Consider the following 25,014-nt stretch of genomic DNA (forward strand, 5'->3'; position numbering starts at 1 on the left):
AGACAACTTGATGCGAGTAACCTCTGAATTTTGGGTCGCTGCTTACACACGCCGGTGCTTCGGGGAAGGTGCTTTCGCAGGCATACGCCGCAAAGGCGCGCTGGAAGCAGGTGCCATCTTCATCATTGTTGATCGGTTGGACACGACCTACGACTTTTACGGTCCTGCCCCGCAGTCTTTCTTTGAAGAGGAAAAGCCACTTGATCGCGAGTTTGAGTGTTTGATGGAAAAGACTTCACGAGAGGAAATTGAAACCAAACTCACACGCGAAGAACGCATGGACCCTGACTTCTGGGTTGTCGAAGTTGAAGATAAGGAAGCCAGAAGCTTCCTGTCACTGCCAAAAGAGCCGGGGCCTGAAGATCTATTCTCAGGCTTTAAGGGTCGCAAGTTCTGAATGGTAATGTGAGGGCCGCGTTAAAGACGTGCCCTGGGCTTTGAGTTCCCGCACAACTGTCTCGGTTGCCTCAAAAATCGTGTTATAGCGAGGAGGAGAAATCTCTCCACTCCAGCTGCAGAGCAATTGTCGCGCAATCTTCTTGCTAACACCAGCAGCAGACTTTTGCAGGTCTCTCATGCGATCCGTCTCAATGAGTGTGCCCCAAAACCGGACGAGCAGCTGATCGACAAGACGGGAAGAGAACCCAAGACCAACGAGCATGACAATGAATCCGTCCGGAGAAGAATGCGTACAGCATTGATGGATCTGATCTGGAGTCATGCGGCAGGCGTGCGCCAGCTGGCCTACCATGCTCGTATGGCCAAATTTTAGCCCTCTAAGTGTTAGCTCCTGCGCCTCATTTTCCGTCAGAGCGTCAACCGTGTCATCTGAAGCAGAAGCATCTGAAAGGCTTGCTGAGAGGTCTTTGTATGATGAGATCGGCGCGCGCTCCAGGAAGAGACCAAGCAGATCTTCTGCAAGCTCATCAGAGGAACTGGCTGGATGTGAAGGGGCAACGGTGCTCCTGGAATTGAGAGCAACGTATTCTCCAATCATCTGGTCATGGTCATTTGCAAGAGCTTTCATCACGGCCTCCGGAGCATGAGAGATCGGGCACAACAGGTGCGCTACCTTCAATCGACTTGCCGCAGTGGCTGATGACAGGTGCTGCAGCGCTAACTCCTCATACATATGAGAGCTTGCATGAGAATGGCCGGTTTGAGCAAAAGCCTCTGTTGCTGCAATTAAGAGTTGAGACCTGTCTTCCATGAGTGAAGGAACCTGTATACGCAAAACAATGATTTCTCGATGTTTTTCGCAGTCACCAGAAATACACAGCGACACATATGACATCGAATATAATTACTAGCTAAATTTAGGAGCAAATGCTTTACAGCTCATTAACTGAAACTCCGCTTAACTGAGGCTTGGAAGAACCACGGTATTGACCGGTAAATGTGCCAGAGGACAAACGATGGGTACACTTCATGATCTCGTGACTGAGCGCTCGCGCAGGCAACCCTTAGAGATACGCAGAGGCTTTGACCGCCAGGTTTCATCAGCCCAGATCCATATATTCCCGGGTGTCTACAAAATGCCGTCAGGATTAGCCTGCCGCAGCAGAGTTGGTGTTATTCGCGTTGTAGAAGAGCACTCGGAATACGAGAGGGACTAGCTTCCTACGTTCTTTGCCTGTATCTCCATTGCTGCAAGCAGCGGGATTGTGAGTCATGGGCGAGTTCGGGAAAACAGAGTTGATCAGTAAAGGTCGGGCCTTTGCGACTTGTCTCCTTCTTGTATCTTCAACCAGCCTGCTGTTGTCGGCCTGCGCCAAACCCACTGGAGATTTTGGCCGAGCAAAACCAAATTTCCTTCATGACCGCGTCGCAGAAGATCTGGGCATGCTCTACCGCTATTCCCAGAAGCAAGACGTCTCCAACCTCAATTTGACAGATCAGGAAAATGAACTGCGCGATCGCGGATGGACGCTGGTTGTTCCTCCGGCCTCTGAGGATTGGATTGGAGCCAACAAGGCTCAGTTGGAACGTCAGGGTTTTTTGAAAGATCCATATGCTGCGATCAATCCGTCAAACTATTACGTTTATCTGCGCTCGGATAAGTACCGCTCCAGCGAAACGCGTTATACTCGCCTGATTGATGACATGGGGTCTGATCAAAAGCTCCTCCTGCCGTTTTGTAAAATTGCCCGTCAGGTTCTGGTGAGTGATCATGAGCGACTGGAGGCACTGAGCCGCCAAACTCAGGTGAACCCGCAGTTTGCAACGGGGGTAAAGGCGAGGGTCCGCGAGAATAAGTCCTTTGTGGATTGGGTACTCCGCGCCACAGGCCGTCGCCTGCAGGCCTATCAGATCGCCATCAACGCGCTGGAAGTGGAAACCCCGTCTGCTCAGCAAATCTGGGACGCGAGCAAAGGCTATGAGCAGCTGCGTCGCACCTACGAAGAACTGCCTTCCAAATGTTATGCCGAGGTCAAACGTCCGGCAGAACAAGTCGAGAAACCGTCTCGCATCTTTACCGGATGGGGTTTAGAGAGCGCTATCCCGCAAAAATAGCCGGGTGGTGCTCTAAATCTTTGGCAGATCAGAGCAAGTTGCAGATCGCAGCGCTGCGGAGATCTGTGGTAGATACGCGTTGGACGGCGCAAAGGCACGGAACAGCGCAAACCCCCTCAGCTCATTCGTCTCAACCACAATCATCTCTTCCAGGTCTTCAGGCGGGTTCTCACGCAGGATCGAAAGCTGCTGCGGTGTCAGCACCAGCATGCGCACAGCTTCGCCCTCAGATGTCTTGTCATTGAGACTGTAAGTCACCTGTCCCTTTTCATTGAACAGGCCAAGCGACCAGAACGGAGAGGGAGCAAATGCGCTCACAATCAATGGGCCGTTCTCAAGGGAATAACGACAGATGGCATGGCGCATAGATGGGTCGAGATCCGGCAGAGGCTCACTGCGTGGCAGGATCGGTGGCAGCATCTGAAAACTGCGATCTGCACCAAAGCCGCCAACACGCTCATAGGGGGAATGCAGAACATAAGCGGGAACGCTCAAAACAATGGCCACATGGATTATCCCCGCAACGAGCAATCCGCCGACGCCCCATAAAATCCAGCGGGGGGAAATGTAAAGGTCCTGCAGTTTTTTGAGGAGATCATTCATTTGCAGCTCACCAATTCAACAGCAGGCATCACAGGGGCACTCAAACCGGCACCCGTGGTATAGGGGATATCGTAAAGACGCATGGCAAACACTAGCCCGTTACTCCCCCCGGTTGGCAGCCAGTTCCCGGGCCGGGCTTCAGGAGAAACCTGTATTGCAAACGCGCCTGTGTGATCCGTTAAAATGCCATGGCTATGCAAGGAGGCGCGACCAGCATCAGTCGCAAGCAGCTCCAGAGCGTTGTTCAAAGCTGTAATGGTCCAAAGCCGTGTAGTTGGCACTTTACCGGCAATTCGGTAATTGCACTGGGGGTCTAGTGCCCGTCCGCTGTCATCAAAGGCAGCGTAAAATGCAATGCCTTCACCGCTTCCAAGCGGCACGCGCCCGGTTCGAGCAAAGATCGCCGTACTGTAAGGATCACTGTCAATCGTCCCTGCATGCGGGTGTGCAACCCACACGCCGCTTTCCAGTGCGCTGAACGGAGAGCCTCTGTTGAGCGACAGATAAGCACTGCCTATCCCCACGATCAAAGCAATCATGATGGAGAATAAAAACGGTCCGAACGAGAAAAACGGGGCTTTGAAAAGCAATGGCGAAATATGAGGCCAAGGCTTTTGCCAGGAGGTTTCTCCATCAAAAATCTGGGTGGTTTCTGGTTCGCGAACCGCCACCAAAGGCATGTGAGGGGTGTGGGTCATCGGGTATAAGTCACATCCGCCTTTGCGCCAGAGCCCAGTTGGGCCTGCACGTTTGACTGAGAAATACTGTTGAATGGAAGCGCACGCAGCCGCTTCCCAAGCGCTTCCAGAACTTGCTGTGATGTTCTGTTGAGCAGTTCTGGCGGGCCAGTCACCTCAACATCACTGAGACCATTCGCGGCAATAACATCCTTTCCTTCAGGCGGCTCCACACCGGGCATAGCTTTCAGCTCCAACCCCTGGTGCGCATACTTCATAAAGTTGCCCCAGGTCATCGCAGGCAAGCTACCCCCGGTCATGCGGCGTGAGGAGGAGAAGTCGTCGTTTCCGTACCAGACCGCAGCCGCAAGGTTGCCCGTGTAGCCAATGAACCAGGCATCGCGATAAGCCTGTGTCGTACCAGTCTTACCGGCTGCAGTAATCCCATCCAGCCGGGCACGTCGGCCAGTGCCACGTTCCACCACATTCACCAGGATATCATTCATCATCGAGACCTTGTCAAACGGCAGAATCCGCAGAGAAGGGCCAGCGTCACGATCATGGTTGTAAAGCAACTCACCTTTTGAATTGCGCAACTCTAATATGGCGTAGGGGTCAATTTTCTTCCCGCCAGCTGCGAAGGCCGCATAGGAACTTGTCATATCAAGAACCGTAACTTCAGAGACTCCAAGCGGCATAGCACGGGTAATACGCAGTTCGCTGTTGATCCCCATCATGTAGGCGGTGGTTGCAATCTTATCGCGCCCGATGGCCTGTGCCAGACGAACGGGAATGGTATTGATTGACTTGGTCAACGCCGTCTTGAGCGTCACAGCGCCTGCATAGCTGCGGGTATAATTGCGTGGACTCCAGCCGCCAATGCTGATTGGACGATCGGGGACAACACTCTCGCTCTCATATCCATTCAGGAAGGCCGTCATGTACACAAACGGTTTGAACGAGGAACCTGGTTGGCGAAGCGCATCAGTGGCTCTGTTGAACTGGCTTTCATCATAATCGCGTCCACCAACCATGGAGCGCACAGCACCCTCGGTGGTGATAACTGTCATGGCCGCTTCTTCAACGCCGTAACGGTCACCGTATTGGCGTAAGGTGCTCTCGATTTGGTTGGTAGCTTCCTGTTGCATGCCCGGATCAAGCGTGGTGCGAACAGAAATAACCCTGTCATTACTGAGCTCTGGGTACTGTTCGGCAAGGTCTTTCACCTGTTCAAACGCCCAGTCGAGAAAATGATCCGGTGCCTGGCTCTTGGTCCGGTCAATCGCTTCTGCCGGGTTACGCCGCGCGCCGATAACTTGTCCCTCAGTCATGAAGCCCGCTTGCACGATATTCGTCAGCACCTCGTTGGCACGAGCACGGGCAGAGGGCAGGTTTTTATGCGGCGCATATTTGGAAGGGGCCTTATAAAGCCCTGCTAACATTGCAGCTTCTGCCAGCGAAATTTCGCGCACGTCTTTGCCGAAGTAAAATTCAGAAGCAGCGGCAACACCAAATGTCCCCGCGCCCATATAAGCGCGATCGAGGTACAATTTGAGGATTTCTTGCTTCGTCAGGTTCATCTCAAGCCATAAAGCGAGATAAGCCTCTTTGATTTTGCGTTGTAATGTGCGTTCGTTTGAAAGGAACAGGTTTTTTGCGAGCTGCTGTGTAATCGACGAGCCACCCTGCACAACAGAGCGGGCTTTCACGTTGGCAACCATGGCACGGAAGGTACCAACAAAGTCGATTCCCAAGTGATCAAAAAACCGTCTGTCCTCGGTAGCAAGGGTGGCCTGGATCACGTGATCAGGAATTTCATCCAGTGGAATTTTGTCGTTCAGCAAAATGCCGCGTTTGCCGATCGGGTTTCCGAACCGATCAAAAAAGCTCACGGAAAAGTCGGAGGTGGTTTTCCAGTCAGAACGCTCCGTTGCTTTAAAGGCCGGTTGCGCAAAGGTCAGCACGATCAAAAAGCCGAACGCGCAATAGGTCAGCCCTTCAGAAGCAAGCCCTGCAATAAACTTGGAGGGGCCTCGCAGGGAGAACCGGCGCATGAAGGCCGAGTACTCACGAAAGAACACCCCCAAAAACTGTGAGGTGTGCCAAAGCGCAGAATCCAGCCATGCATCGGTTGCAAGCATCCGCTGAGATAGATCCTGAAGGGTAAAAGATCGCTCCTTGCCCTTTTTTTTCACATTTTCAGCAGAATTTTCCGTGACATTCTGCTTTTCGCTGTTATCAGAGTTCTCTTCCAAACTGATTACCCGTAGTACCGGTCACACCCCTGAATGCGCAAAGGGGGACAATGAACCAAACCGAAGAACTAGCTAAGCGACATCCTCGCGATATTCCCATCGGAATTTTGCAATGAGAACGACATAAATGGTATCCGTAAACTCTGAGAGTCACCGCCCTTTCTGGCAGACCAAAACCCTTGATGAGATGACCCATGAAGAATGGGAGTCACTCTGTGATGGATGTGGACGCTGCTGCCTGAACAAACTTGAAGATTGGGACACAGGCGCAATCTACTGGACAAACGTTGCGTGCACTCTGCTGGATGGAACCACATGTAGGTGCAAAAACTATGAACAGCGCTTCGACACAGTGCCCGATTGCGTACAGCTTTCGCCGGAAACTGTAAGAACTTTGAAATGGTTACCGCCAACATGTGCGTATCGTCTAATCCGTGAGGGCAGGGATCTGTACTGGTGGCATCCGCTTGTTTCCAAAGATCCGCAAAGCGTGCATGACGCCGGAATCTCAGTCCAAGACAAAACCATCAGCGAAGATGGAATGGAGCCAGAAGAGTTCGAAAACTATCTCGTCGACTGGCCGGATGAGGAATACACCAAAGACTGATCCTGCAAAATATGTTTATTTTCAATTACTTCTCCACAGGTGAGAAGCGGGTATAAGTCAAAATTCAAAGCAATTGTAAAGCCAGCGCAGTACCTCAGGGCCTGCGCTTTTTTTAATGTCGCATCAAAGCCTTACAGCTTTCTTTATTTAAAGTTGAACGAGTTTCAATCCTAACGTGAAACGGGGATAAGTGTCCATGCCTCTTTGGATGACTTACCTTAGGAATATAATCTTGACAGCGCGCCGCTGTTTTGATAGGGTTTTGGCATGCTAGAGAAAGTGTGACGGTGCCTGCAGAGGCAGTCTTACTCTTTCTATCTGCACTACATTTTAGAGAATTGACCAGCTGCTCCTTGTTTCAATGGGCGGCTTTTTTTGTGCCTACAGCGTACCGCCGAAAAGTGAACATCGGTTTTCGGACAACGATACGCGAACAGTTTTAGAGACAGGAGGAATGATGGCGGAGGAGCAAGAGCCCCAGCAAGAGGATGAGCAGGCAGCACGACTGCGTGTGCCATTAGAGGTCTGGCAGGTCGTCCGCCGCATGGTGGAAGAAGAGGCCATCTCAATTGCTGATATCGCTCGCAAAACAGGCCTGCCAAGCAGCACCATCACCACCAAGATTAAACGGGAGGGATGGCTGCGCAAGTGGGAGTTGGCGCAGGAGCTTGCCAGCTCTCAGCCAGAAGAACGCAGGCGCCTGATCGCCCGTCTCTATGCTGCCTTTGAAAAGCAGGTCAGCGCACTGGAAGCCAAACTGAAAAAGCTAAGCGGTGATCCGCAATCAGCAGCGGGAGAGATGGATGCCACAGCAAAAGCCATCACCAGCCTCGCCAAGACGCTGGATATGTTGATCGACCTGCAGCAAGCACACGGTGAGGACAACACAGAAGAGGTGAGTGATGACCAGATGCGACAACAGCTTTCGCAGCGCATTGAAAGCTTGTGTGGCGCAGGGCAAACTTCATGACTTTGTCGCCTCTTTGAATGCACATGAACTGAGTTATCTTCAATATAACTGGCAGGTGTTCGCGCACGCCCATCAACGACCGCCAGATGGAAGTTGGACCACATGGCTGCTTATGGGCGGACGCGGTGCAGGCAAAACCAGAGCAGGGGCAGAATGGGTCAGAGGCAAGGTTGCAGGGGAGGCATGGGCTGGTCCGGCGGCTGGCAATATTGCGCTCGTCGGGCAAACCTATGCAGATGTGCGGGAGGTGATGATCGAGGGCATTTCCGGTCTGCTCACCGTCCACCCAGCAGGCCACAAGCCTCAGTGGAACCCATCACGGCGCCGTTTGGAATGGGCGAATGGAGCGGTCGCTCGGGCCTTTTCATCAGAAGACCCTGAGGCTCTGCGCGGTCCTCAATTTGACGCCGCCTGGTGTGATGAAGCAGGCAAGTGGAGCAACGCAACAGAAACCTTCGACATGCTCCAGTTTGGTCTGCGTCTTGGGGTGCAACCACAGCAGCTGGTGACCACAACACCCAAGTCCACGCCGCTGTTAAAACTGCTGCTGCAAGACAAAGGCACCGTGGTGACCAAGGCTGGAACGAAAGCGAATGCCGCGTTTCTGGCAGAGGTGTTTCTGCTGCAAATGGCAGAGCGGTATGGTGGCACCCGATTAGGCCGGCAGGAGCTGGATGGAGAACTGATTGAAGACCGGGAAGACGCTTTGTTCGCCCGCAAATGGTTCGAGATGGGTCGGGTGCGGGATGCCCCCGAACTGAAGCGCATTGTTGTTGCCGTGGACCCGCCAGCCACATCAGGCAGGACTGCAGATTCCTGTGGCATCGTCGCTGCAGGTATCACAGAGGCAGGTGACCTGCATGTCTTGCGAGACAGAACCGCCCAGGGCCTGCGCCCCGCTGCATGGGCTGAGCAAGCCATCAAACTCTATCATGAGCTGGAGGCGGACTGCTTATTGGCAGAGGTCAATCAGGGTGGCGAGATGGTGCGTGAGGTCATTGAAAGTGTCGATGCCAGCGTGCCGGTAAAGTCCGTCCACGCAACCAAAAGCAAACGCCGCAGAGCAGAGCCTGTCGCCCTGTTGTATGAGCAGGGGCGAGTTCATCATTGCGGTGTCTTTCCTGAGCTGGAAGATGAACTCTCCGACTTTGGGGTTGGTGGCCTGAGCAACGGAAGATCACCAGATCGGCTGGATGCACTGGTCTGGGCCATAACAGAACTCAACCGACGCCCGGCAGGCAAACCACGCCTGCGCAAACTGTAAAAACACCAATAATTTGAAGGGTTAGCTCGCAAACTTGAATCTGTTTGTGAGGATTAGCCCTCCGTGTATCGCCGAAAAGTGGGAACCGGTTTTCGGATAAGGATACGCGAGAAAATGAGTTAAAGCTGTTTATCAAGGCAGACCAAAAGCAAACAGCTTTGTGCACTCAAATACATGAATCAAAACATTAAGTTAGAGCGAAAAGGACTCTGATCTCATGGGGTTACGCAGACTTCTTGATTCAGTTTTTTCACCAGTAACTGAGCAAAAGGCATCACGGGCAAAATCAGTCGCCTTCATGCGGTTTGGTGAAGGGGCCGTCTGGACCCCGCGCAACTATGAATCACTTATAAACCAAGGGTATTTACGAAATCCTATCGCCTACAGATGCGTACGCCTCATCTCCGAAGCCGCCGCAAACGTGTCCCTCACTGTGAAAGTGGGCGATGAAGAGCTGGAAGCCCATCCCCTGATGGAACTTCTGAACAAGCCCACCCCCATGCAAACACGGCGCTCGTTTCTGGAAGAAGTCTACGGCTTCCTGCTGGTCTCCGGTAACGCGTATATAGAGGCCGTCTCGCTGGAAGGCGCACCGCGTGAGCTCCACGCTCTCAGGCCCGACCGCATGAAGGTGCTGGTGGATGAGGTAGGCTGGGTGGAGGCCTACGAGTATCAGGTGGCAGGCCGCAAAGTAGAACTGCGCAAAGCCCCCGGTGACAAGGTCCAACCCGTCCTGCACATCAAGCTCTTCAACCCGCTCAACGACCATTACGGCTTCGCCCCCATTGAAGCCGCACAAATTGCCCTCGACATTCATAACGCAGCCGGAGAGTGGAACAAGTCTCTGCTCGATAATGCCGCCTGTCCAACCGGTGCGCTGGTCTATGGTGCAGGCGATGCGATGAACATGACGGACGACCAGTTCCACCGCCTCAAAGAAGAGCTGGAAAGCTCCTATCAGGGTGCGAAAAATGCAGGCCGCCCCATGTTGCTGGAAGGTGGGCTCGACTGGAAGCAGATGGGCATGTCGCCCAAGGATATGGACTTTATTGAGCTGAAGAATGTCGCTGCCCGCGAAATCGCATTGGCCTTCGGCGTGCCGCCCATGCTGCTCGGTATTCCGGGAGACAACACCTACGCCAACTATCAGGAAGCCAACCGCGCCTTCTGGCGCCTGACGGTTGTGCCGCTCGCCGCGCGGGTTCTCTCCGAGCTCTCCAATTGGCTCTCAGCTGCTTACGATGAGCAGGTTACGCTGGAGCTGGATCTCGATGCTGTCGAAGCGCTGGCGCTGGAACGCAAAGCACTGTGGGATCGCATCACCGCAGCGGACTTCCTCTCCCGCGATGAAAAACGCATCGCCGTTGGATATGGGGCGGAGGGCAAAGATGAATGAGCTGCTGGCAGCGCTCGCTGCAAAAGGGGACCTCGCCCATGTGGCGCTTAGCGCATGGGCAGGCACCTCCACATCACTGCTCTTGTGGGCATTAAAGCAAGTCATCCGGTTCAATCGCAGGTTCGAGGAGTTCATGAGTGAACTGGAAAAACTCAACCAGCTGCTCCGCATGGATCTTTGAAAATTGCGCACTCAGACTATTGAGATAATTTGAAAGGTTGAAGGTGAAACCTTGATCCAAAAACACAAAGCACAAGCCGTGCCCGTTGAGCAAAAACAACAGCCAACTCAGCGCGGCAATGAAGCCCCCGCACAGACCCTCGCCAACTTCACCAAGGCACTCGCCGGAGCATTGGTGGAACGACGCGCGGCAAAGTCGGAGGGAGCAAACTCCGGCAGAAAAAACAATTGAAAGCTCGCTAAGGGAGGCAATCAATTTGAACACAGATCACCCCATCGCCATTGAGGGCTACGCCAGCCGGTTTGAACTAAGCGATCAGGGCGGCGACGTGATGCGCAAAGGTGCATTTCAAAACACGCTGCAAAAGCAAAAACTCACGGATGTAAAAATGCTCTGGCAGCACGATCCATCTCACCCCATCGGCAAGTGGCTGCACATTCAGGAAGACAGCATCGGCCTCTTTGTAAAGGGCTTGCTTTATCCAGGTATCACACAGGGCCGGCAAGCCATCGCCATGGTGCAAACGGGTATTCTGGACGGACTGTCCATCGGCTTCAAAACCCGCCGCGCCCAGCGCAACAACAAAACGGGCAGACGGGATGTGCTGGCGGTAGATCTCTGGGAGATCTCGCTGGTCACGTTCCCGTTGCTGCCATCAGCACGGCTGACTGTGGTCTCCTGAAGCTCCTGATTATTTGAAACTACGATCTGTGGTTCCAATCGGCGCCGCAGTTTTTTTATATGCTTTACGAGGAAAATAATCCTATGAAAAATACATGCAATCCAGCATTAGAGACTAAAGACTTCGCAAGGGAAGCTGCAGGAAAATCAGCTCATCCCGCACTTTCTGGGCCGGCAACAGGGCAGTTTGTGTCTGGAATGGAGGCCTCTGGCAGCTTCAACCAGCTGAACCACGCTTATTCTGAGTACACCCAGACCAACGACATGCGTCTGGCTGAGCTGGAGCAAAAATCCGGCTCGGATGTGCTCCTGGATGAAAAACTGGCCCGTCTGGACGAGATTATCGACGGTCAGCTGCGCCATCTGAATGAGCTTCAACTCAAATCCCAGCGCTTGCCGCGCTCAACGCCAGAAACCACCGGCGGCCCATCAGCTGAGGTAGAGCACAAATCCGCGTTTGAGACCTACATGCGTGACGGGCAGGAGACCCGCCTTAAAACGCTGGAGCAAAAGGCCATGTCCTCCGGCACTGCAGGCGATGGTGGGTATCTGGTGCCGGAGCAATTGGAAACGGACATCCTGCGCCGCATCACGGCCCTGTCCCCCATCCGCTCCATTGCGTCCAACCGCAAGATCTCCGGCGCGTCTTACCGCCGTCCTGTTGTGACGGTGAACCCGGATGCGGACTGGGAAGGCGAAACCGACGCCCGCAGCACCCCCACAAACGCAATGAAATTTGAGATGCGGGAGGTGAAGATCTTCGAGCTTTCTGCTCTGCCAGCCGTCACCCAAACCCTGCTGGATGACGCAGCGGTCAACATCGGGGAAATTCTGGCAGAAGAGGTGGAAACCGTCTTTGCAGAAAAAGAATCCGCCGCCTTCCTCAATGGCAACGGCACCAGTCAGCCGCAAGGGCTGCTCAAAGGCACAATTCACGGCACGCTGAATGATACAGGCCTCTCCATCGGGTCCATCAAGACAGGACAGGCAGGGGCGTTTCCCTCTTCCAACGGAAGCGATCTGCTGATCTCGCTGATATACGGGGTCAAAACCGCCATCCGCCGCAATGCCCGCTTCCTCTTCAATCGCAGAACGCAAGCTGCCATCCGCAAGCTGAAGGACGGGCAGGGCAACTACATCTGGCAACCACCTGCAGCTGCAGGCGCTGACCCAAGCCTCATGGGCTTCCCGGTCACTGAAGCTGAACACATGCCGGACATGACCGCAGGTTCTGATCCCTACGCCATCGCGTTTGGTGACTTCCACCGTGGCTACATGGTGGTGGACCGCGTCGGCATCTCTGTTCTGCGTGATCCGTACACCAGCAAACCAAACGTGCTGTTTTACATCACCAAACGCGTCGGTGGTGGCATCATGGATTTCGACGCCTACAAACTGCTGAACTTCAGCGCCTAATCATCTTCAACAACAATCGAGGAGGAGCCGCCGTGACGGCTATACTCACAGTGCCACCAGCTCTGGAGCCGGTTTCGCTCGCCCAGGCGCATGCGCAGCTCAGGGTCTCCCACACCCACGAGGATGATCTGATCGAGCGTCTGATCAAAGCCGCGCGGGAGCAAGTGGAGACCCTCACACGGCGGGCTCTTATTGATCAAGAGTGGCGGCTGCTTCTGGATGATCTTTCACCAGACCGCCTGATCCGCCTGCCTGTCGCGCCTGTCGCCCAAGTCCTGCAGGTCTACACCTATGACAGGGAAGGCAACCAACAGCTGGTGCCAGCGTCGAACTATCAGGTGGATTTGACCGGGAATCCCGCCCGCCTGCGCTTCAAAGCAGGCGCCATCGGGTCTCTGCGTGACCTCAACGGCATCGAGATCGACTTCAAAGCAGGCTATGGCGCGGCGGCAACTGCCGTCCCTGCAGGCCTACAAACCGCGATCCTGATGCTGGTCGGCTTCTGGTACGAGCGCCGTTCCATGCTGGAAGAAGACCGCCTCACAGGCCTCATGCCCCACGGCTTCGAGGCAGCGCTCTCGCCTTACAAGGTGCTCAGAATATGAGAGCAGCAGGCACACTCAACGAACCCCTGCTGTTACTCAGACCAGAGATCACCAATGGCACGGATGGCTCTGTCACAAGGAGTTACAAGCAAATCGCCATGGTCTGGGGGCTGGTCGAGACATCCACTGGCTCACAGCGCACTGCGGCAGGCCGTATCGCCAGCACCTATCCACTCACACTCACCCTCCGCCGCCGCACAGATGTGGCAGAGGGCTGGCGGGTGGAGCGGGATGGACAGAGCCTCAGAGTAAAAGCGGTTCTCCCGCACTCAGAACAGGCGCCCTTCATGCAAATCCTTTGTGAACAGGAGGAGGGTGATGATGGGGGAGCTTGAATTCCGCAAAGCCCTGTTTCAGGCAATTCACGCCAAGGCCTCGCTGACACCTTATCTGGGAGACCCCATGCGGGTGTTTGACGGCGTACCAAGAGGGGCAGCACTACCCTATGCAACGCTGGAAGCCGCCACCACTCAATTGCTGACAGGTCATCTGGACGATGGTGGCAGGCTCACAGGCTCCATCGGCATCTACTCGCGCCATGCAGATCGGGCTCAAACTCAGGAAATCCTGCAGATCTTCAACGAGCTGTTGGAAGCCGGTGTCACGTCATCCGCTGGAACCGAGGCAGCAGGCCTGACCATGACCGAAACCAGCTGCCGCCGTTTGAGTGATGGCCGCACATGGTACGGACGCATCAAGTTCTCCGTCCTGCTGCAGCAGACTGCTTAACACCAAACTTTGAGAGGAAAACAGATGGTCGCTCAGGCCGGAAAAGACCTGTTGTTGAAACTGGACACAGTGGGAGATGGCACCTTTGAAAGCGTGGCAGGTCTGCGCTCAAGACGCCTCGCCCTAAATGCCACGCCCATTGATATCACCGATGCAGAAAGCACAGGCCGCTGGCGGGAGCTGCTGGCAGGGGCTTCCACCCGCCAAGCCTCACTCTCTGGCAGTGGCCTGTTTCGCGACAAAGCATCTGCAGAAAAAGTTCGCATGGCCTTCTTTGCCGGAGAACTTCGTAGTTGGCAGGTCATTCTGCCGGGCTTTGGAACGCTGGAAGGCCCATTCCACCTTTCTGCACTGGAGTACTCTGGTGATTACAGATCCGAAGTGACCTTCGAGATTTCACTGGAATCTGCCGGTGCTCTCACGTTCACCCCGCTAACTTGAGGAGCATACGATGCCATCAAAAACCTATGACCGGGGCGTTAATCGCAGGCGCGGAGAAGTCCTCGCAGACCTCGGCGGTCAAAAGCACATATTGGTGCTCACACTTGGGGCTCTGGCTGAGCTGGAAGACGCGCTCAGCTGCAGCACATTGCAGCAGCTGACCGAGCGATTTTCCTCTGGGCAGCTGAGCGCCTCCGATATCATCAAAGTGCTGGGTGCAGGCCTTCGCGGTGGTGGATTGATCATTGAGAACGAAGAAGTCGCAGAACTCTCCCATGAAGGCGGCGTTGCAGCCCTTGCCAAGCTGGCAGGTGAGCTCCTGGTCGCCACGTTCTCTCCACCTCAGCAGTCTCAATCGTGAAGCATGAGCAACCTGAAAACCAACCGGTGCCCTGGTATGACCTGATGCACAAAGCCTGCCGGGAGCTTGGCTGGTCACCGCACACCTTCTGGCAATCAACACTGGTTGAGCTGGAAATGGCCTTCATCCCGCCGGGAAACCGCAATGCACGCACAATCACGCGCGGCGTGTTGGAGGAGCTGGTATCCCAATTTCCAGACAATGAGGACCAACAAACACCATGACAGATAGTTTTAGTGAAACGCTGAACGTAGAAGATGCACGCGAGCTGGAAACAACCATGCAGGAGGTCAACACTCTTGCCAAAGAATTCTCTTCAGAGCTTGGCAAAGGTCTGCAAAGTGCAGTCACCTCTGGCAAAGACCTGCAATCGATCCTCTCACAAGTCGCGCTCAACATGTCCAGCTCTGCTCTCAACAGTGCCTTAAAGCCGCTTGAGAACCTGCTTTCTGCCGGAATTTCATCAGCCATTGGCAATGTGGCAGGCGTAACGCCCTTTGCAAAAGGCGGTGTCGTTTCCAGTCCAACCATGTTTGCTGCAGGCAACACAGGCTTGGGGGTGATGGGAGAGGCCGGAGCAGAGGCAATCCTGCCTTTGCAGCGCGGCAATGATGGTCGTCTGGGCGTTGCTATGAATGCGGGCAGCACGCAGCCCAGCGTCACAATAAATGTGGCGACACAGGATGTGCGCAGCTTTGAAAGATCTCAGGGGCAGATTGCGATGATAATGGCCCGCGCCACCGGACGGGGGCGACGCGGGCTATGACGTCGGCATTGAAGAGGAGGGACTCAAGGACCGACGTGGCTTTGCTACCGGACGGTGGTAGCAAACTTTTTGGAAAAGACCGTTGCTTTGCAAAGAGGGAGGAGCATCGACAACGGGTCTACGCAAATCACGCAGATAACTTTCCCATATCAAATCTATTAGATGCTTCGCGGGCGCCCAGCCTTGAGCCAAGTCAAACAGGAGGGTGAAATGCAACCATGTTTTGTTGATGAATCATTCCCACTTGGAATTTCCCTAGGGGCTTCTGTCAGAGTAGAAAAACGCAGTCAGGTCACAAGGTTACTCAATGGCGCCGAAACCCGAAACGCCATCTGGAAGGGAACGCGACGGCATTTTGATGTGGGGACCGGATTGCGTAGCTCAGCAGACCTGCAACGAGTACTCTCCTTCTTCGAAAAAGTGGGGGGGCGCCTCTGCGGATTCCGGTTTCGTGACCCCATGGACCATAAATCCTGCAGTTTTGACGCAACTCCATCTGCAACCGATGTGACAATCGGAACAGGCGACGGGACAACAACGACTTTCCAGCTCATCAAGCAAGTGGGAGCGGTAAGTGTTGCTTGGCAACGCAAAATCACGAAACCAGTGGCAGGAACTGTCTCCGTTGCGGTCGCTGGTCAACTGAAAACCGTCGGCAGCGATGTGCTGATCAATCCGTTAACAGGCGTCCTGGAATTTCAAGCAGGTCACATTCCCTCAAACGATCAGGTGATCACGGCGGGCTTCCTGTTCGACACACCCACGCGCTTTGAAAGCGATCAGCTGGAAATCAACCTCCTGCACTTCGAGGCAGGGCAGGTGCCATCCATCCCACTCGTCGAACTTCTCATCTGAAACCAACTCCGCGAGTAAACTCATGTTCAATGCTGCTTTGAAAGAACACCTGACCGGTGAGGGCACAAGCGTGGCCTATTGCTGGCGCTTAATCGCCCCATCTGGCCTCAGCCTAGGTTTCACCACCCACGACCACCCCATTACATTGCTTGGCAAATCCTATGAGCCCGGCATCGGGTTGGATGGCACGCAGACCATGGCTCAATCCGATTTTCAGACCGGACAGGAAGAAGCGCTGGGCTTCCTTTCTTCCGACAGCTTGAGCGAAAAGGAGTTGAGTGCGGGCCTTTGGGACAATGCTGAGGTCGAGGTCTATCTGGTCAACTGGCAAAATCCAGAACAACACCAGTTGCTCCGGCGCGGCTCTCTTGGCGAAATCACAAGAGATGCCGATGTGTTCCGTGCTGAGTTCCGCTCATTGGCCGCCAAACTTTCCGAGCCCAAAGGCCGGCAACTCTCCCACCAATGCCATGCGGATCTGGGAGATGCCAAATGCGGGATCGAGCTGAACACAGCCACCTATTCGAGACAGGTGAGTATCATAGGCAAAGAAGACGGCAATCGGCTGATCATTCAAGCCAACACGGATATCAGCACAAACTGGTGGTCCTTCGGCAAACTCACCTTTCTGTCCGGCCCCTACGCTAATCAACCCCTGCGCATAGCCAGTCACCTCATAGAACAAGGCAAGCACAAGCTCACGCTCTGGGCACCCTTGTTATTGGAGCAAACCTATCCGGTATCTGCATCCGTTTCCGCAGGCTGCGATAAAGGTTGGAGCAGCTGCCAGATTAAGTTCCAAAACACAGAAAACTTCCGAGGCTTTCCTCATATGCCTGGCAACGACTTCATCCTTGCCGGACCTGAAAGCCAATCAGCGGCCAACAACGGCGAGAAATTGGTGGGGTAATCATGCAGCAATCTCCCCACACCCTCCTAAGGGAAGCGCACAGCTGGGTTGGAACGCCTTACCAGCATCAGGCAACGACCAAAGGCGCAGGCTGCGATTGCCTCGGTTTTATCCGCGGCCTCTACCGCTTTTTGCATTACACCGAGCCGCCCGTTCCCACCAGTTACGCACCAGAATGGGCAGAGCTGAAGGGGGAGGACCAGCTGCTCAATGCTGCGCACCAGTATTTGTATGAGATGCAAGGGCCTTTGCAGAAACCAAAACCAGCGGAAGTCATTCTGTTTCGCTGGGCACCGCAGTCTCCCTGCAAACATCTCGGTTTCATGACCAACAAAGACCGCTTCATCCATGCCTACGAGGCGGTGGGAGTGGTTGAAAGCCCGCTGGTGCCTATGTGGCGCAACAAGATTGCAGGGCGTTTTTCATTCTTCTCAAGTCAGTGATCCGGAAAGGACAGGACCATGGCAACAATGGTGCTATCAAGTGTTGGTGCAGCCGTTGGCGGCGCAGTCGGTGGCCCTTTCGGCGCCATCATAGGACAAACACTGGGGGCTCTTGGTGGGGCGTGGATCGATCAGCAGATCTTCGGCGAAAACCGGGAACTCTCTGTCGGTAAGCTAGGCGATCTGCAATTACAAACCGCATCTGAAGGCGCATCTCTTCCCTTTGTCTATGGCCGTGTCCGCGTAACTGGCAACATCATCTGGGCAACGCGACTGGAAGAGGTGGTCTCCGAAGAAAAGCAGGGCGGAAAGTCCACTGGCTCATCGACCAGTATCACCAGCCACAGCTACTTCGCCAACTTCGCTGTCGCCCTCTGCGAAGGCCCGATCACCGCAGTGCGCCGTGTCTGGGCCAACGGTAAGGAGCTGGACACCAGCGCAATTAACATGAGGGTGTATCTGGGGGCTGAAGATCAACAACCTGACCCACTGATAGAAGCCAAGCAAGGCACTGCACCAGCCTATAGAGGCACCGCTTACGTGGTGTTCGAGCGCCTCCCGCTGGCTGAGTTCGGTAATCGGATCCCTCAACTCGCCTTCGAAGTGCTCCGCTCCATTGAACCACTGGAACAGCAGATCAAGGCGGTCACGCTCATCCCCGGAGCAGGTGAGTTCGCCTATCATCCGCAGGAAGTTATCGAGGAGCTGACCCCCGGCAACACCCGGAGCGTCAATCGCCATGGGAAGGGCGAGGAAACTGATCTGGTCCGTTCTCTCGATGAGCTTCAGGCTCTTTGCCCTAACCTGAAAAGCGTTGCGCTTGTTGTTGCATGGTTCGGTGATGACCTGCGCGCCTCCCAGTGTACCATCCAGCCCAAAGTGACCTACCAGACCACAAAGCACTTGCCTGAGAACTGGAGTGTCGCAGGCCTGACCCGCGCTGAAGCACAAGAGGTCTCCCGCATCAATGACAGACCTGCCTATGGTGGCACACCCTCAGATGCTTCCGTCACTGAAGCTATCAAGGAACTGAAGCGACGTGGCCTTGCCGTCATGTTCTACCCGTTTGTGATGATGGACATCCCCGATGACAATCAGCTGCCCGACCCATATGGCGCAACCAATCAATCCAGCTTCCCCTGGCGCGGACGCATCACTTCTGACATCGCAGCGGGACAACCCGGAACGCAGCAGGGAACCAGCGCAGTCACACCGCAGATAGACGCTTTTGTCGGCTCAGGTAGTGACTGGCGGTTTCGCCGTTTCATCCTGCACTATGCCAATCTGGTAAAAGAGGCAGGCGGAGTGGAGGCGTTCCTCGTCGGCTCAGAAATGCGCGGTCTCACCCAATGTTGGGCGGGCGGCAACGCGTTTCCTTTCGTTGATCACCTGAAAACACTGGTCTCAGAGGTCCGCCAGATTGTTGGTAGTCAGACCAAGCTCTCCTACGCAGCCGACTGGAGTGAATATGCGTGCCACAGCCTTCAATCCGGTGACCTGCGCTTTCCTCTGGACCCACTCTGGGCGCATGCTGACATCAATTTTGTCGGTATCGATAACTACCTGCCACTATCGGACTTGCGTCAGAACGATGACCCGCAAACAGCCTACAACCTCAAGGAACTTCGGGAGGGAATAGCCTCCGGCGAATATTACGACTGGTATTATGCCAATGACTCAGACCGAGCTGAGCAAACCCGTAGCCCGATTACAGACGGAGCCTATAACAAGCCATGGGTGTTCCGGCAAAAAGACCTTAAGAACTGGTGGCAGAACCAGCATTTTGAACGTGTTGCAAGTGTTGAACAAAACACGCCAACCCCCTGGGTGCCACAATCCAAACCCATCTGGTTCACCGAGCTCGGCTTTCCTGCTGTCGATAAAGGAACGAACCAGCCCAATGTCTTCGTGGATCCTAAATCTGCCGAAAGCGCCTTGCCGCACTTCTCTAATGGGCAGCAAGATGACCTTGTCCAACGGCGCGCGCTGGAAGCAAGCCTCAGTTATTGGGGAGCAGACCACCCGGACTGGCCGCAGGGCGACAATCCAACCTCAAGCACCTACGCAGGTACGATGGTCGATGCAGATAACTCCTTCCTCTGGACATGGGACGCCCGCCCATTCCCCGAGTTCCCAACATATTCTGATGTCTGGGCAGATGGTCAGAACTGGCAGCTCGGTCACTGGCTGACAGGCCGTCTCGGCGCAACCTCTCTCTCAGGTCTCATCCGTGCCATGCGCGATGATTTCGGACATACGCAAGAGCTATCGGAGATCGCTGAACTGGGTGAAACCCTCGAAGGCCTGATCGTGACAGGCCCAACGTCCTTACGTTCTGCGCTCTCTCCCATCCTGCAACTCGCTGGTGGCATCGCCGTTGATCGTGGAACCCATCTTGCCATCCTCCCCAAATACGCCAAGGCCACAGATTATGGAAAACTGAGCCTTGCTGACCTGTTGGAAGCTGAAGAGGAGGAAGGCTACATCTCCATCAGCCGCAATGATGGTAGCGACCTGCCAGCTGAACTCCGACTGCGGGGAATGGACCCCAATAACAATTATGAGCCTCTCGTCGTCTCCTCCCGCCGTTTGGAAGGCATGGACAGGCGCACCTCCAACATCCAGCTCCCCATCACAGCTTCGCTCTCCTCTGCCAAAAAGCTGGTTCAAAAAATGCACCAGAGCGTGTGGCTGGATCGGGAGACCCTTCAGTTTAAACTTGCTCTGAGTAAAATTGATCTGCGACCGGGGGATGTATTGGAACTTCCCGGCGAGCTTCTGGGTGATGACACGACGTCCTTTCAGTGCCGGATTGATCAGATTTCATCTGGTGCTCATCTGGACGTTCAGGCCATACGGCTCAACGGACACCCTAATATAGCTGCAGCAGTCTCGGATGGATTATCACAACGATCTTTCAACGACACCACCTCAGGTCCGCCGATTGTCAGCATCTTGGATTTGCCAAGGTTCCACAGTGAGGGAGCGGATGATGGAAGCCCGGTGGTCGCCATCTACAATGCGAATTGGCCGAGTGCCTATCAGCTCTACAGCTCCAGCTCAGGTGAAGAATTCACACCGCTAGTGCAGGTGGCTGAACCAGCCATCATGGGCATATTGCAAGAACCTCTCAGCCCCGGTCCACTTTGGCGATGGGATCTGACCTCCCAGATCACCGTAAAACTCTATGGCGGCCAGTTACAAAGCCGAACGCAGCTCGATGTGCTGTCAGGCGCAAATGCCTGTGCCATTCGCAAAAATGATGAGTGGGAAGTGATACAGTTCAGTCAAGCAGAGCTGATCGCCCCCATGACCTACAAACTCACACAGTTACTCAGAGGGCAATTGGGTACGGAGCATCTGGTTGTTTCGTCGAGTGAGGAGAACGCCGAATTTGTCCTCTTGGACCAATCCCTGCTGAAACTGCCATGGACCAGCGACAAAGCTGATGTTGCGCTCTCATATCGTGTCGTTCCAGCTGGCAAACCTCTGGGCTTTAAATGGGCAGTGAACACAAGCCATGCCGGAAAACAAAGCTCACTTAAACCATTCGCGCCCGTTCATCTGAGAGCAAGCCAAACAGATAATGGGGATTTGGAACTTAAATGGATTCGCAGAGCCAGATGGGAGGCGGACAGTTGGGCAACGCCAGATATTCCTCTTCAAGAGGATAAACTTCAGTTTTCGGTCACGCTTTATCGTCAGGATGGGGGCGAAAATGAACGAACCGCCTTGCGTGAATATGAGGTGACACAGGAAAGCCTGATAATCCCACAAACCGAGCTGCAATCGCTATTTGGAGCAGGTCAGCATCTGGTGGCCTGTGAAGTTGCTCAAAACTCAACGAAATTCGGTTTGGGGACAACTTCAGATTGCTTGGCGAGCGTAACACTTTAACAATTGCTTTTACCGGATTATTTGCAAACCAAGCCAAGAAACATCACAGACCCCAGAGAATCTGCTAGGTCTTTGTTTTGAAATATATAACACCTCGTTCATGTGAGGTTCAGCCAGTGCCGGTTAGAAGACGCCCTATGAGACACCAATTCCACAACCTCTTTTTTCGCTCATTGATGGCACTGGCTTTGGCGGCAACGGTTTTTACATGGTCTGCACCTGCGCAGGCCGCGTGTTTGTCCTCCAGCCAGACCAGGCAAGCTGTTGCCAGCGGTCAGGCGCGGCCTTTGGGTTCGCTGCGGGTCAATGGGCAGATACTTTCAGCCAAGCTCTGTGAGCGAGGAGGGGGATTGGTCTATGTGCTGTCCGTACTCAACAACGGGAACGTCTCACAAGTGACGCTGGATGCACGAACGGGGCGCCGGTTGTAATCGAGCTGAGAAGAACTCTGGATAGAGATTTTTCTGCCTGAATTTGAACGAATTTTGGAAGCGATATTAGGCGATACTGCACATTCCTATCTGAAAAGTGGATACCGATTTTCAGATAGGAATGTGCAACTGAAAAATTAGAGCAGTCTGAACTGCTTGATGAGCCTGAGTGCTTGTGTGGGGTAGATCTTATGCGAATGTTGATCGTTGAAGATGATCGGGATTTGAACAGACAGCTGTCTGAAGCGTTGGAAGACGCAGGCTACGTTGTCGATAAAGCATATGATGGCGAGGAAGGCCATTTCCTCGGTGACACCGAACCCTATGATGCTGTCATTCTGGATCTTGGTTTGCCGCAGATGGATGGTCTCAGTGTGCTGGAACGTTGGCGCAGAGACGGCCATTCTATGCCAGTCCTTATCCTGACGGCTCGTGATCGTTGGAGCGATAAGGTTGCTGGCATTGATGCTGGCGCAGATGATTACGTTGCAAAGCCCTTCCACATGGAAGAAGTGCTGGCACGGGTGCGGGCACTGGTGCGCCGCGCCGCCGGTCTGGCTTCCAACGAGATTTCTATAGGCGACATTGTTCTGGACACCAAAGCAGGCAAAGTGACGAAAAACGGCATGTCCGTAAAACTCACCTCTCACGAGTTCCGCCTGCTGTCTTACCTCATGCACCACAAAGGCCGAGTGATTTCTAGAACCGAATTGGTTGAACATCTGTACGATCAGGACTTTGACCGCGACTCCAACACCATTGAGGTGTTCGTAGGCCGATTGCGCAAGAAGTTTGGTAGTTCACTGATCGAGACCGTGCGTGGATTGGGCTACAGGCTACAGGAAGAAAATGCCTGATAAGAACAGCGCAGACACCAACAACTTGCAGGGGCTGCTCAACTGGAACCCCATCAGGTTCATTCGCAAGAAGCAACAGGCGTCATTGGCATGGCGTCTGATTTTTGTTGCGGGCCTGTGGGCTGTTGTCAGCCTTGTGGTTGCGGGTGCCATTCTTGTCGCTCTGTTTCGTGAAGCGGGTGAGAAAGCACTGGATGAGCGCCTTGAAGTCCACATGACAGCAATTGTCAGTGCGCTTGCTGCGGAAGGAGAGCAGAAGAACCCTGCATTAAGCCGTATCGGTGATCCACGGTTTAACATGCCGCTGTCGGGATGGTACTGGACCGTGCAGCGCGGTGGCAAAGTTCTGTTTGAAAGCGAATCTCTTTTTGGTGACACGCTGCGCCTGCAAAACATGAAGGGCGAACTGGAACTCAAACAAAATATCACTGGCCCAGCTGGTCGCGATCTGCGCCTCTTGCAAAAGCGTATCCAGTTTGGTGGTCTCCAACCTGTAACAATCGCAGTTGCCGGAAGCACGCGAGAGCTTGGTGAAAGTACCGCATCCTTTGCATGGCAAGCAGCGATCACGCTGGGTGTTCTCGGTCTTGGTCTTGTCGCTGCTATCTTCCTGCAAGTGCGCTTTGGCTTGCGTCCGCTAACAGAACTTCAGGAGAGCCTTGGTCGGGTCCGTCAGGGAAAAGAGGAAGCAGTTCAGGAAGATCTGCCCAAAGAGCTGAAACCGCTCGCTGTTGAACTCAATGCTCTCATCCACTCAAACAGAGAAGTAGTGGAACATTCCAGAACACAGGTGGGAAATCTTGCTCATGCCCTGAAAACGCCTCTCTCTGTCATTACCAACGAGGCCAGAAGTTCAGATGAGCCGCTCACTTTGAAGGTTTCGGAGCAAGCGGATCTTATGAGAGGGCAAGTTCAGCACTATCTGGAAAAGGCACGGATGGCGGCTCAGCGCCGGGTGATCGGTGTGTCATGTGAAGCTGCACCTGTGGTGTCGCGCATGGCACGTGCAATGGAAAAAATCCATCGCGACAAAGAGCCTGAGATCACGGTTGATATGGATGAGACTCTGTTGTTCCGCGGTGAGCAGCAAGATCTGGAGGAAATCCTTGGGAACTTGTTGGATAACGCCTGCAAATGGTGTGATAAAAAAGTGTCAGTGGCGCTGAAAAGCAACAATTCCTCTGCGTCACTTATCGCTCTGATCGTAGAAGATGATGGCCCTGGATTGGGGGCTGAAGAGAAAAAACGTGCGCTGCGCAGAGGGCAAAGATTGGATGAAACCGTTCCAGGAACGGGTTTGGGTTTATCCATAATTGTTGACATTGCAGGTATTTACGGTGGTTCATTTGAACTTGGTGATAGCGAGTTAGGTGGATTGAAGGCAACGGTGATCTTGCCGTCGCTGACAATCTGATCTGTTGTGAGGCAGGGGTTGCATCTGTTTCAAACAGTCCTGATAGTAAGTGTAACTGTGTTTTAAGGGGTTGCTCCACGATAGCGTTTTCAAGCTAATGACGCTGCTTTGGTTTGAGGCCTTACTGGAAGACCTTGGAAGGGACAAAGAGCCTTTCCGAAAACGGATAAGTCGCAAAAGCGACAAAGAGGATGCATGTTGGTGCGAAACTGGAAAAAACTGATGGTCTTACCTGTCGTTGTTGGCGGTTTAGCCAGCTGTGCGACATCTGATCATGTCACCAGTGCTCAAACCGATGCCGAATCCTCATCTATTTTTGGTTTCTGGTCTTCTGACAGTGAGCAAAACGCAGCAGCTCAGGCTGCAATCGACAGCGCCACAGAAGGTGAGTTGAAGCAACTGCTCAGAAGCGGTGACCTCGACACCGTCTATAAAGCACAGAGCAAAGCGTTGAATGCCTCTGATGCAGGCAACAAAGTTGTCTGGCGCAACCGATTCTCTGGCGCGCAAGGCACAGTTAAGTCTGGTCCTGTCTACTACGTGAATGACCGCCGCTGCCGCGATTTCCAACATACCATTGCGTATGATGAGAAAACGCAGCTGATCAAAGGTGCGGCCTGTAAGGACGGTGAGCGCTGGGCAGCGCTGAACTAGCCCAAAATCCCTCGCTATAAGCAGTTTTTGCAGAAGGAAACACACCTTTCGCATGCGGAAAAGGCTGCTTATCAAGATTTGATTAAG

General features: G+C 54.0%; 29 protein-coding genes. 25 read left to right on the forward strand and 4 right to left on the reverse strand.

Features of this window, described 5'->3' with window-relative positions:
- Positions 1-10 precede the first annotated feature (10 nt).
- Positions 11-397, forward strand: a complete 387-nt coding sequence (locus PsAD13_RS12355; protein ID WP_082597157.1) for a DUF1491 family protein — start codon at positions 11-13, stop codon at positions 395-397.
- Here PsAD13_RS12355 and PsAD13_RS12360 read toward each other — a convergent pair.
- Entirely contained in the window at positions 371-1,027 is a 657-nt protein-coding gene (locus tag PsAD13_RS12360) for a hypothetical protein (RefSeq protein WP_208986596.1), read from the reverse strand. The genes PsAD13_RS12355 and PsAD13_RS12360 overlap by 27 nt on opposite strands.
- Positions 1,028-1,671: 644 nt before the next feature.
- On the opposite strand from PsAD13_RS12360, the gene PsAD13_RS12365 reads away from it, so the two are divergent.
- Positions 1,672-2,514: a hypothetical protein gene (locus PsAD13_RS12365; protein WP_063318349.1), complete on the forward strand. Its 843-nt coding sequence runs from the start codon at positions 1,672-1,674 to the stop codon at positions 2,512-2,514.
- Between the two features lie 12 nt (positions 2,515-2,526).
- On the opposite strand, the gene PsAD13_RS12370 is transcribed toward PsAD13_RS12365, so the two are convergent.
- From PsAD13_RS12370 to PsAD13_RS12380, 3 genes are read right to left on the reverse strand one after another with little or no spacing between them, the layout of a single operon-like run.
- Positions 2,527-3,117 (reverse strand): hypothetical protein, encoded by a 591-nt coding sequence (locus PsAD13_RS12370; RefSeq protein WP_063318350.1) that lies wholly within the window; start codon positions 3,115-3,117, stop codon positions 2,527-2,529.
- The gene (locus PsAD13_RS12375; protein WP_063318351.1) at positions 3,114-3,815 is read right to left on the reverse strand and encodes a DUF1214 domain-containing protein; all 702 of its coding nucleotides are present in this window, start codon (positions 3,813-3,815) and stop codon (positions 3,114-3,116) included. The genes PsAD13_RS12370 and PsAD13_RS12375 overlap by 4 nt, the downstream gene beginning before the upstream one ends.
- A complete protein-coding gene (locus tag PsAD13_RS12380; RefSeq protein ID WP_063318352.1) occupies positions 3,812-6,049 on the reverse strand; it encodes a PBP1A family penicillin-binding protein in 2,238 nt (745 codons plus the stop codon). Before PsAD13_RS12380 ends, PsAD13_RS12375 begins: the two co-directional genes overlap by 4 nt.
- 127 nt (positions 6,050-6,176) lie before the next feature.
- Here PsAD13_RS12380 and PsAD13_RS12385 point away from each other — a divergent pair, with 127 nt between their 5' ends.
- The 23 genes from PsAD13_RS12385 to PsAD13_RS12490 all read left to right on the forward strand — a co-directional run bounded on the left by PsAD13_RS12385 (position 6,177) and on the right by PsAD13_RS12490 (position 24,927).
- On the forward strand, positions 6,177-6,656 hold the full coding sequence (locus PsAD13_RS12385; protein ID WP_057465880.1) for a YcgN family cysteine cluster protein: 480 nt from the start codon (positions 6,177-6,179) through the stop codon (positions 6,654-6,656).
- Between the two features lie 457 nt (positions 6,657-7,113).
- Positions 7,114-7,626: a hypothetical protein gene (locus PsAD13_RS12390; RefSeq protein ID WP_063293240.1), complete on the forward strand. Its 513-nt coding sequence runs from the start codon at positions 7,114-7,116 to the stop codon at positions 7,624-7,626.
- On the forward strand, positions 7,559-8,890 hold the full coding sequence (locus tag PsAD13_RS12395) for a terminase family protein (RefSeq protein ID WP_193777049.1): 1,332 nt from the start codon (positions 7,559-7,561) through the stop codon (positions 8,888-8,890). Before PsAD13_RS12390 ends, PsAD13_RS12395 begins: the two co-directional genes overlap by 68 nt.
- Before the next feature lie 217 nt (positions 8,891-9,107).
- A complete protein-coding gene (locus tag PsAD13_RS12400) occupies positions 9,108-10,286 on the forward strand; it encodes a phage portal protein (protein ID WP_063293238.1) in 1,179 nt (392 codons plus the stop codon).
- Complete coding sequence (locus PsAD13_RS12405) at positions 10,279-10,467, forward strand: hypothetical protein (RefSeq protein WP_063303628.1); 189 nt, start codon at positions 10,279-10,281, stop codon at positions 10,465-10,467. Before PsAD13_RS12400 ends, PsAD13_RS12405 begins: the two co-directional genes overlap by 8 nt.
- A 51-nt stretch (positions 10,468-10,518) precedes the next feature.
- A complete protein-coding gene (locus PsAD13_RS12410; RefSeq protein ID WP_063318353.1) occupies positions 10,519-10,698 on the forward strand; it encodes a hypothetical protein in 180 nt (59 codons plus the stop codon).
- 25 nt (positions 10,699-10,723) lie between these two features.
- Positions 10,724-11,149, forward strand: coding sequence for an HK97 family phage prohead protease (locus PsAD13_RS12415; protein WP_063296280.1), 426 nt, complete (start codon positions 10,724-10,726; stop codon positions 11,147-11,149).
- A gap of 83 nt (positions 11,150-11,232) precedes the next feature.
- Positions 11,233-12,564 (forward strand): phage major capsid protein, encoded by a 1,332-nt coding sequence (locus tag PsAD13_RS12420; protein ID WP_082597164.1) that lies wholly within the window; start codon positions 11,233-11,235, stop codon positions 12,562-12,564.
- Positions 12,565-12,596: 32 nt separating this feature from the next.
- Complete coding sequence (locus PsAD13_RS12425) at positions 12,597-13,169, forward strand: head-tail connector protein (RefSeq protein ID WP_084404714.1); 573 nt, start codon at positions 12,597-12,599, stop codon at positions 13,167-13,169.
- Positions 13,166-13,504 (forward strand): phage head closure protein, encoded by a 339-nt coding sequence (locus tag PsAD13_RS12430; protein WP_063318355.1) that lies wholly within the window; start codon positions 13,166-13,168, stop codon positions 13,502-13,504. The genes PsAD13_RS12425 and PsAD13_RS12430 overlap by 4 nt, the downstream gene beginning before the upstream one ends.
- Complete coding sequence (locus PsAD13_RS12435; RefSeq protein WP_063318356.1) at positions 13,488-13,898, forward strand: DUF3168 domain-containing protein; 411 nt, start codon at positions 13,488-13,490, stop codon at positions 13,896-13,898. The genes PsAD13_RS12430 and PsAD13_RS12435 overlap by 17 nt, the downstream gene beginning before the upstream one ends.
- Positions 13,899-13,922: 24 nt before the next feature.
- Positions 13,923-14,339 carry a phage major tail protein, TP901-1 family gene (locus PsAD13_RS12440; RefSeq protein WP_063318357.1) on the forward strand — a complete coding sequence of 139 codons (417 nt, stop codon included), beginning with the start codon at positions 13,923-13,925 and terminating at the stop codon, positions 14,337-14,339.
- Positions 14,340-14,349: 10 nt separating this feature from the next.
- Entirely contained in the window at positions 14,350-14,700 is a 351-nt protein-coding gene (locus tag PsAD13_RS12445) for a gene transfer agent family protein (RefSeq protein ID WP_063318358.1), read from the forward strand.
- On the forward strand, positions 14,697-14,924 hold the full coding sequence (locus PsAD13_RS12450; RefSeq protein WP_063318359.1) for a phage tail assembly chaperone: 228 nt from the start codon (positions 14,697-14,699) through the stop codon (positions 14,922-14,924). Before PsAD13_RS12445 ends, PsAD13_RS12450 begins: the two co-directional genes overlap by 4 nt.
- Positions 14,921-15,466 carry a phage tail tape measure protein gene (locus tag PsAD13_RS12455; RefSeq protein WP_063318360.1) on the forward strand — a complete coding sequence of 182 codons (546 nt, stop codon included), beginning with the start codon at positions 14,921-14,923 and terminating at the stop codon, positions 15,464-15,466. Before PsAD13_RS12450 ends, PsAD13_RS12455 begins: the two co-directional genes overlap by 4 nt.
- Positions 15,467-15,676: 210 nt before the next feature.
- On the forward strand, positions 15,677-16,321 hold the full coding sequence (locus PsAD13_RS12460; protein ID WP_063318445.1) for a DUF2460 domain-containing protein: 645 nt from the start codon (positions 15,677-15,679) through the stop codon (positions 16,319-16,321).
- A gap of 22 nt (positions 16,322-16,343) precedes the next feature.
- Positions 16,344-17,231 (forward strand): DUF2163 domain-containing protein, encoded by an 888-nt coding sequence (locus tag PsAD13_RS12465; protein WP_063318361.1) that lies wholly within the window; start codon positions 16,344-16,346, stop codon positions 17,229-17,231.
- A gap of 2 nt (positions 17,232-17,233) precedes the next feature.
- Complete coding sequence (locus tag PsAD13_RS12470; protein WP_063318362.1) at positions 17,234-17,674, forward strand: peptidase P60; 441 nt, start codon at positions 17,234-17,236, stop codon at positions 17,672-17,674.
- Positions 17,675-17,692: 18 nt separating this feature from the next.
- Positions 17,693-21,571 carry a glycoside hydrolase TIM-barrel-like domain-containing protein gene (locus tag PsAD13_RS12475; RefSeq protein WP_063318363.1) on the forward strand — a complete coding sequence of 1,293 codons (3,879 nt, stop codon included), beginning with the start codon at positions 17,693-17,695 and terminating at the stop codon, positions 21,569-21,571.
- 137 nt (positions 21,572-21,708) lie between these two features.
- Positions 21,709-22,002, forward strand: a complete 294-nt coding sequence (locus tag PsAD13_RS27330; RefSeq protein ID WP_208981842.1) for a PepSY domain-containing protein — start codon at positions 21,709-21,711, stop codon at positions 22,000-22,002.
- A gap of 191 nt (positions 22,003-22,193) precedes the next feature.
- The gene (locus PsAD13_RS12480) at positions 22,194-22,859 is read left to right on the forward strand and encodes a response regulator transcription factor (RefSeq protein WP_057465896.1); all 666 of its coding nucleotides are present in this window, start codon (positions 22,194-22,196) and stop codon (positions 22,857-22,859) included.
- Positions 22,852-24,273 (forward strand): ATP-binding protein, encoded by a 1,422-nt coding sequence (locus PsAD13_RS12485; protein WP_063318364.1) that lies wholly within the window; start codon positions 22,852-22,854, stop codon positions 24,271-24,273. The genes PsAD13_RS12480 and PsAD13_RS12485 overlap by 8 nt, the downstream gene beginning before the upstream one ends.
- 222 nt (positions 24,274-24,495) lie before the next feature.
- Positions 24,496-24,927 (forward strand): RT0821/Lpp0805 family surface protein, encoded by a 432-nt coding sequence (locus PsAD13_RS12490; protein ID WP_208986598.1) that lies wholly within the window; start codon positions 24,496-24,498, stop codon positions 24,925-24,927.
- Positions 24,928-25,014: the final 87 nt, after the last annotated feature.

Origin of the sequence: Pseudovibrio sp. Ad13, assembly GCF_001623225.1 — a bacterium.
GTDB lineage: Bacteria > Pseudomonadota > Alphaproteobacteria > Rhizobiales > Stappiaceae > Pseudovibrio.

Bases quoted from the DNA above. Each gene is read 5' to 3' on its own strand.
- PsAD13_RS12420 (WP_082597164.1), top strand. From the start codon at position 11,233: ATGAAAAATACATGCAATCCAGCATTAGAGACTAAAGACTTCGCAAGG.
- PsAD13_RS12475 (WP_063318363.1), top strand. From the start codon at position 17,693: ATGGCAACAATGGTGCTATCAAGTGTTGGTGCAGCCGTTGGCGGCGCA.
- PsAD13_RS12390 (WP_063293240.1), top strand. From the start codon at position 7,114: ATGGCGGAGGAGCAAGAGCCCCAGCAAGAGGATGAGCAGGCAGCACGA.
- PsAD13_RS27330 (WP_208981842.1), top strand. From the start codon at position 21,709: ATGAGACACCAATTCCACAACCTCTTTTTTCGCTCATTGATGGCACTG.
- PsAD13_RS12430 (WP_063318355.1), top strand. From the start codon at position 13,166: ATGAGAGCAGCAGGCACACTCAACGAACCCCTGCTGTTACTCAGACCA.
- PsAD13_RS12385 (WP_057465880.1), top strand. From the start codon at position 6,177: ATGGTATCCGTAAACTCTGAGAGTCACCGCCCTTTCTGGCAGACCAAA.
- PsAD13_RS12470 (WP_063318362.1), top strand. From the start codon at position 17,234: ATGCAGCAATCTCCCCACACCCTCCTAAGGGAAGCGCACAGCTGGGTT.
- PsAD13_RS12455 (WP_063318360.1), top strand. From the start codon at position 14,921: ATGACAGATAGTTTTAGTGAAACGCTGAACGTAGAAGATGCACGCGAG.
- PsAD13_RS12375 (WP_063318351.1), bottom strand. From the start codon at position 3,815: ATGACCCACACCCCTCACATGCCTTTGGTGGCGGTTCGCGAACCAGAA.
- PsAD13_RS12485 (WP_063318364.1), top strand. From the start codon at position 22,852: ATGCCTGATAAGAACAGCGCAGACACCAACAACTTGCAGGGGCTGCTC.
- PsAD13_RS12480 (WP_057465896.1), top strand. From the start codon at position 22,194: ATGCGAATGTTGATCGTTGAAGATGATCGGGATTTGAACAGACAGCTG.
- PsAD13_RS12405 (WP_063303628.1), top strand. From the start codon at position 10,279: ATGAATGAGCTGCTGGCAGCGCTCGCTGCAAAAGGGGACCTCGCCCAT.
- PsAD13_RS12440 (WP_063318357.1), top strand. From the start codon at position 13,923: ATGGTCGCTCAGGCCGGAAAAGACCTGTTGTTGAAACTGGACACAGTG.
- PsAD13_RS12370 (WP_063318350.1), bottom strand. From the start codon at position 3,117: ATGAATGATCTCCTCAAAAAACTGCAGGACCTTTACATTTCCCCCCGC.
- PsAD13_RS12365 (WP_063318349.1), top strand. From the start codon at position 1,672: ATGGGCGAGTTCGGGAAAACAGAGTTGATCAGTAAAGGTCGGGCCTTT.
- PsAD13_RS12435 (WP_063318356.1), top strand. From the start codon at position 13,488: ATGATGGGGGAGCTTGAATTCCGCAAAGCCCTGTTTCAGGCAATTCAC.
- PsAD13_RS12490 (WP_208986598.1), top strand. From the start codon at position 24,496: ATGGTCTTACCTGTCGTTGTTGGCGGTTTAGCCAGCTGTGCGACATCT.
- PsAD13_RS12445 (WP_063318358.1), top strand. From the start codon at position 14,350: ATGCCATCAAAAACCTATGACCGGGGCGTTAATCGCAGGCGCGGAGAA.
- PsAD13_RS12355 (WP_082597157.1), top strand. From the start codon at position 11: ATGCGAGTAACCTCTGAATTTTGGGTCGCTGCTTACACACGCCGGTGC.
- PsAD13_RS12360 (WP_208986596.1), bottom strand. From the start codon at position 1,027: ATGAAAGCTCTTGCAAATGACCATGACCAGATGATTGGAGAATACGTT.
- PsAD13_RS12395 (WP_193777049.1), top strand. From the start codon at position 7,559: ATGACCAGATGCGACAACAGCTTTCGCAGCGCATTGAAAGCTTGTGTG.
- PsAD13_RS12400 (WP_063293238.1), top strand. From the start codon at position 9,108: ATGGGGTTACGCAGACTTCTTGATTCAGTTTTTTCACCAGTAACTGAG.
- PsAD13_RS12460 (WP_063318445.1), top strand. From the start codon at position 15,677: ATGCAACCATGTTTTGTTGATGAATCATTCCCACTTGGAATTTCCCTA.
- PsAD13_RS12465 (WP_063318361.1), top strand. From the start codon at position 16,344: ATGTTCAATGCTGCTTTGAAAGAACACCTGACCGGTGAGGGCACAAGC.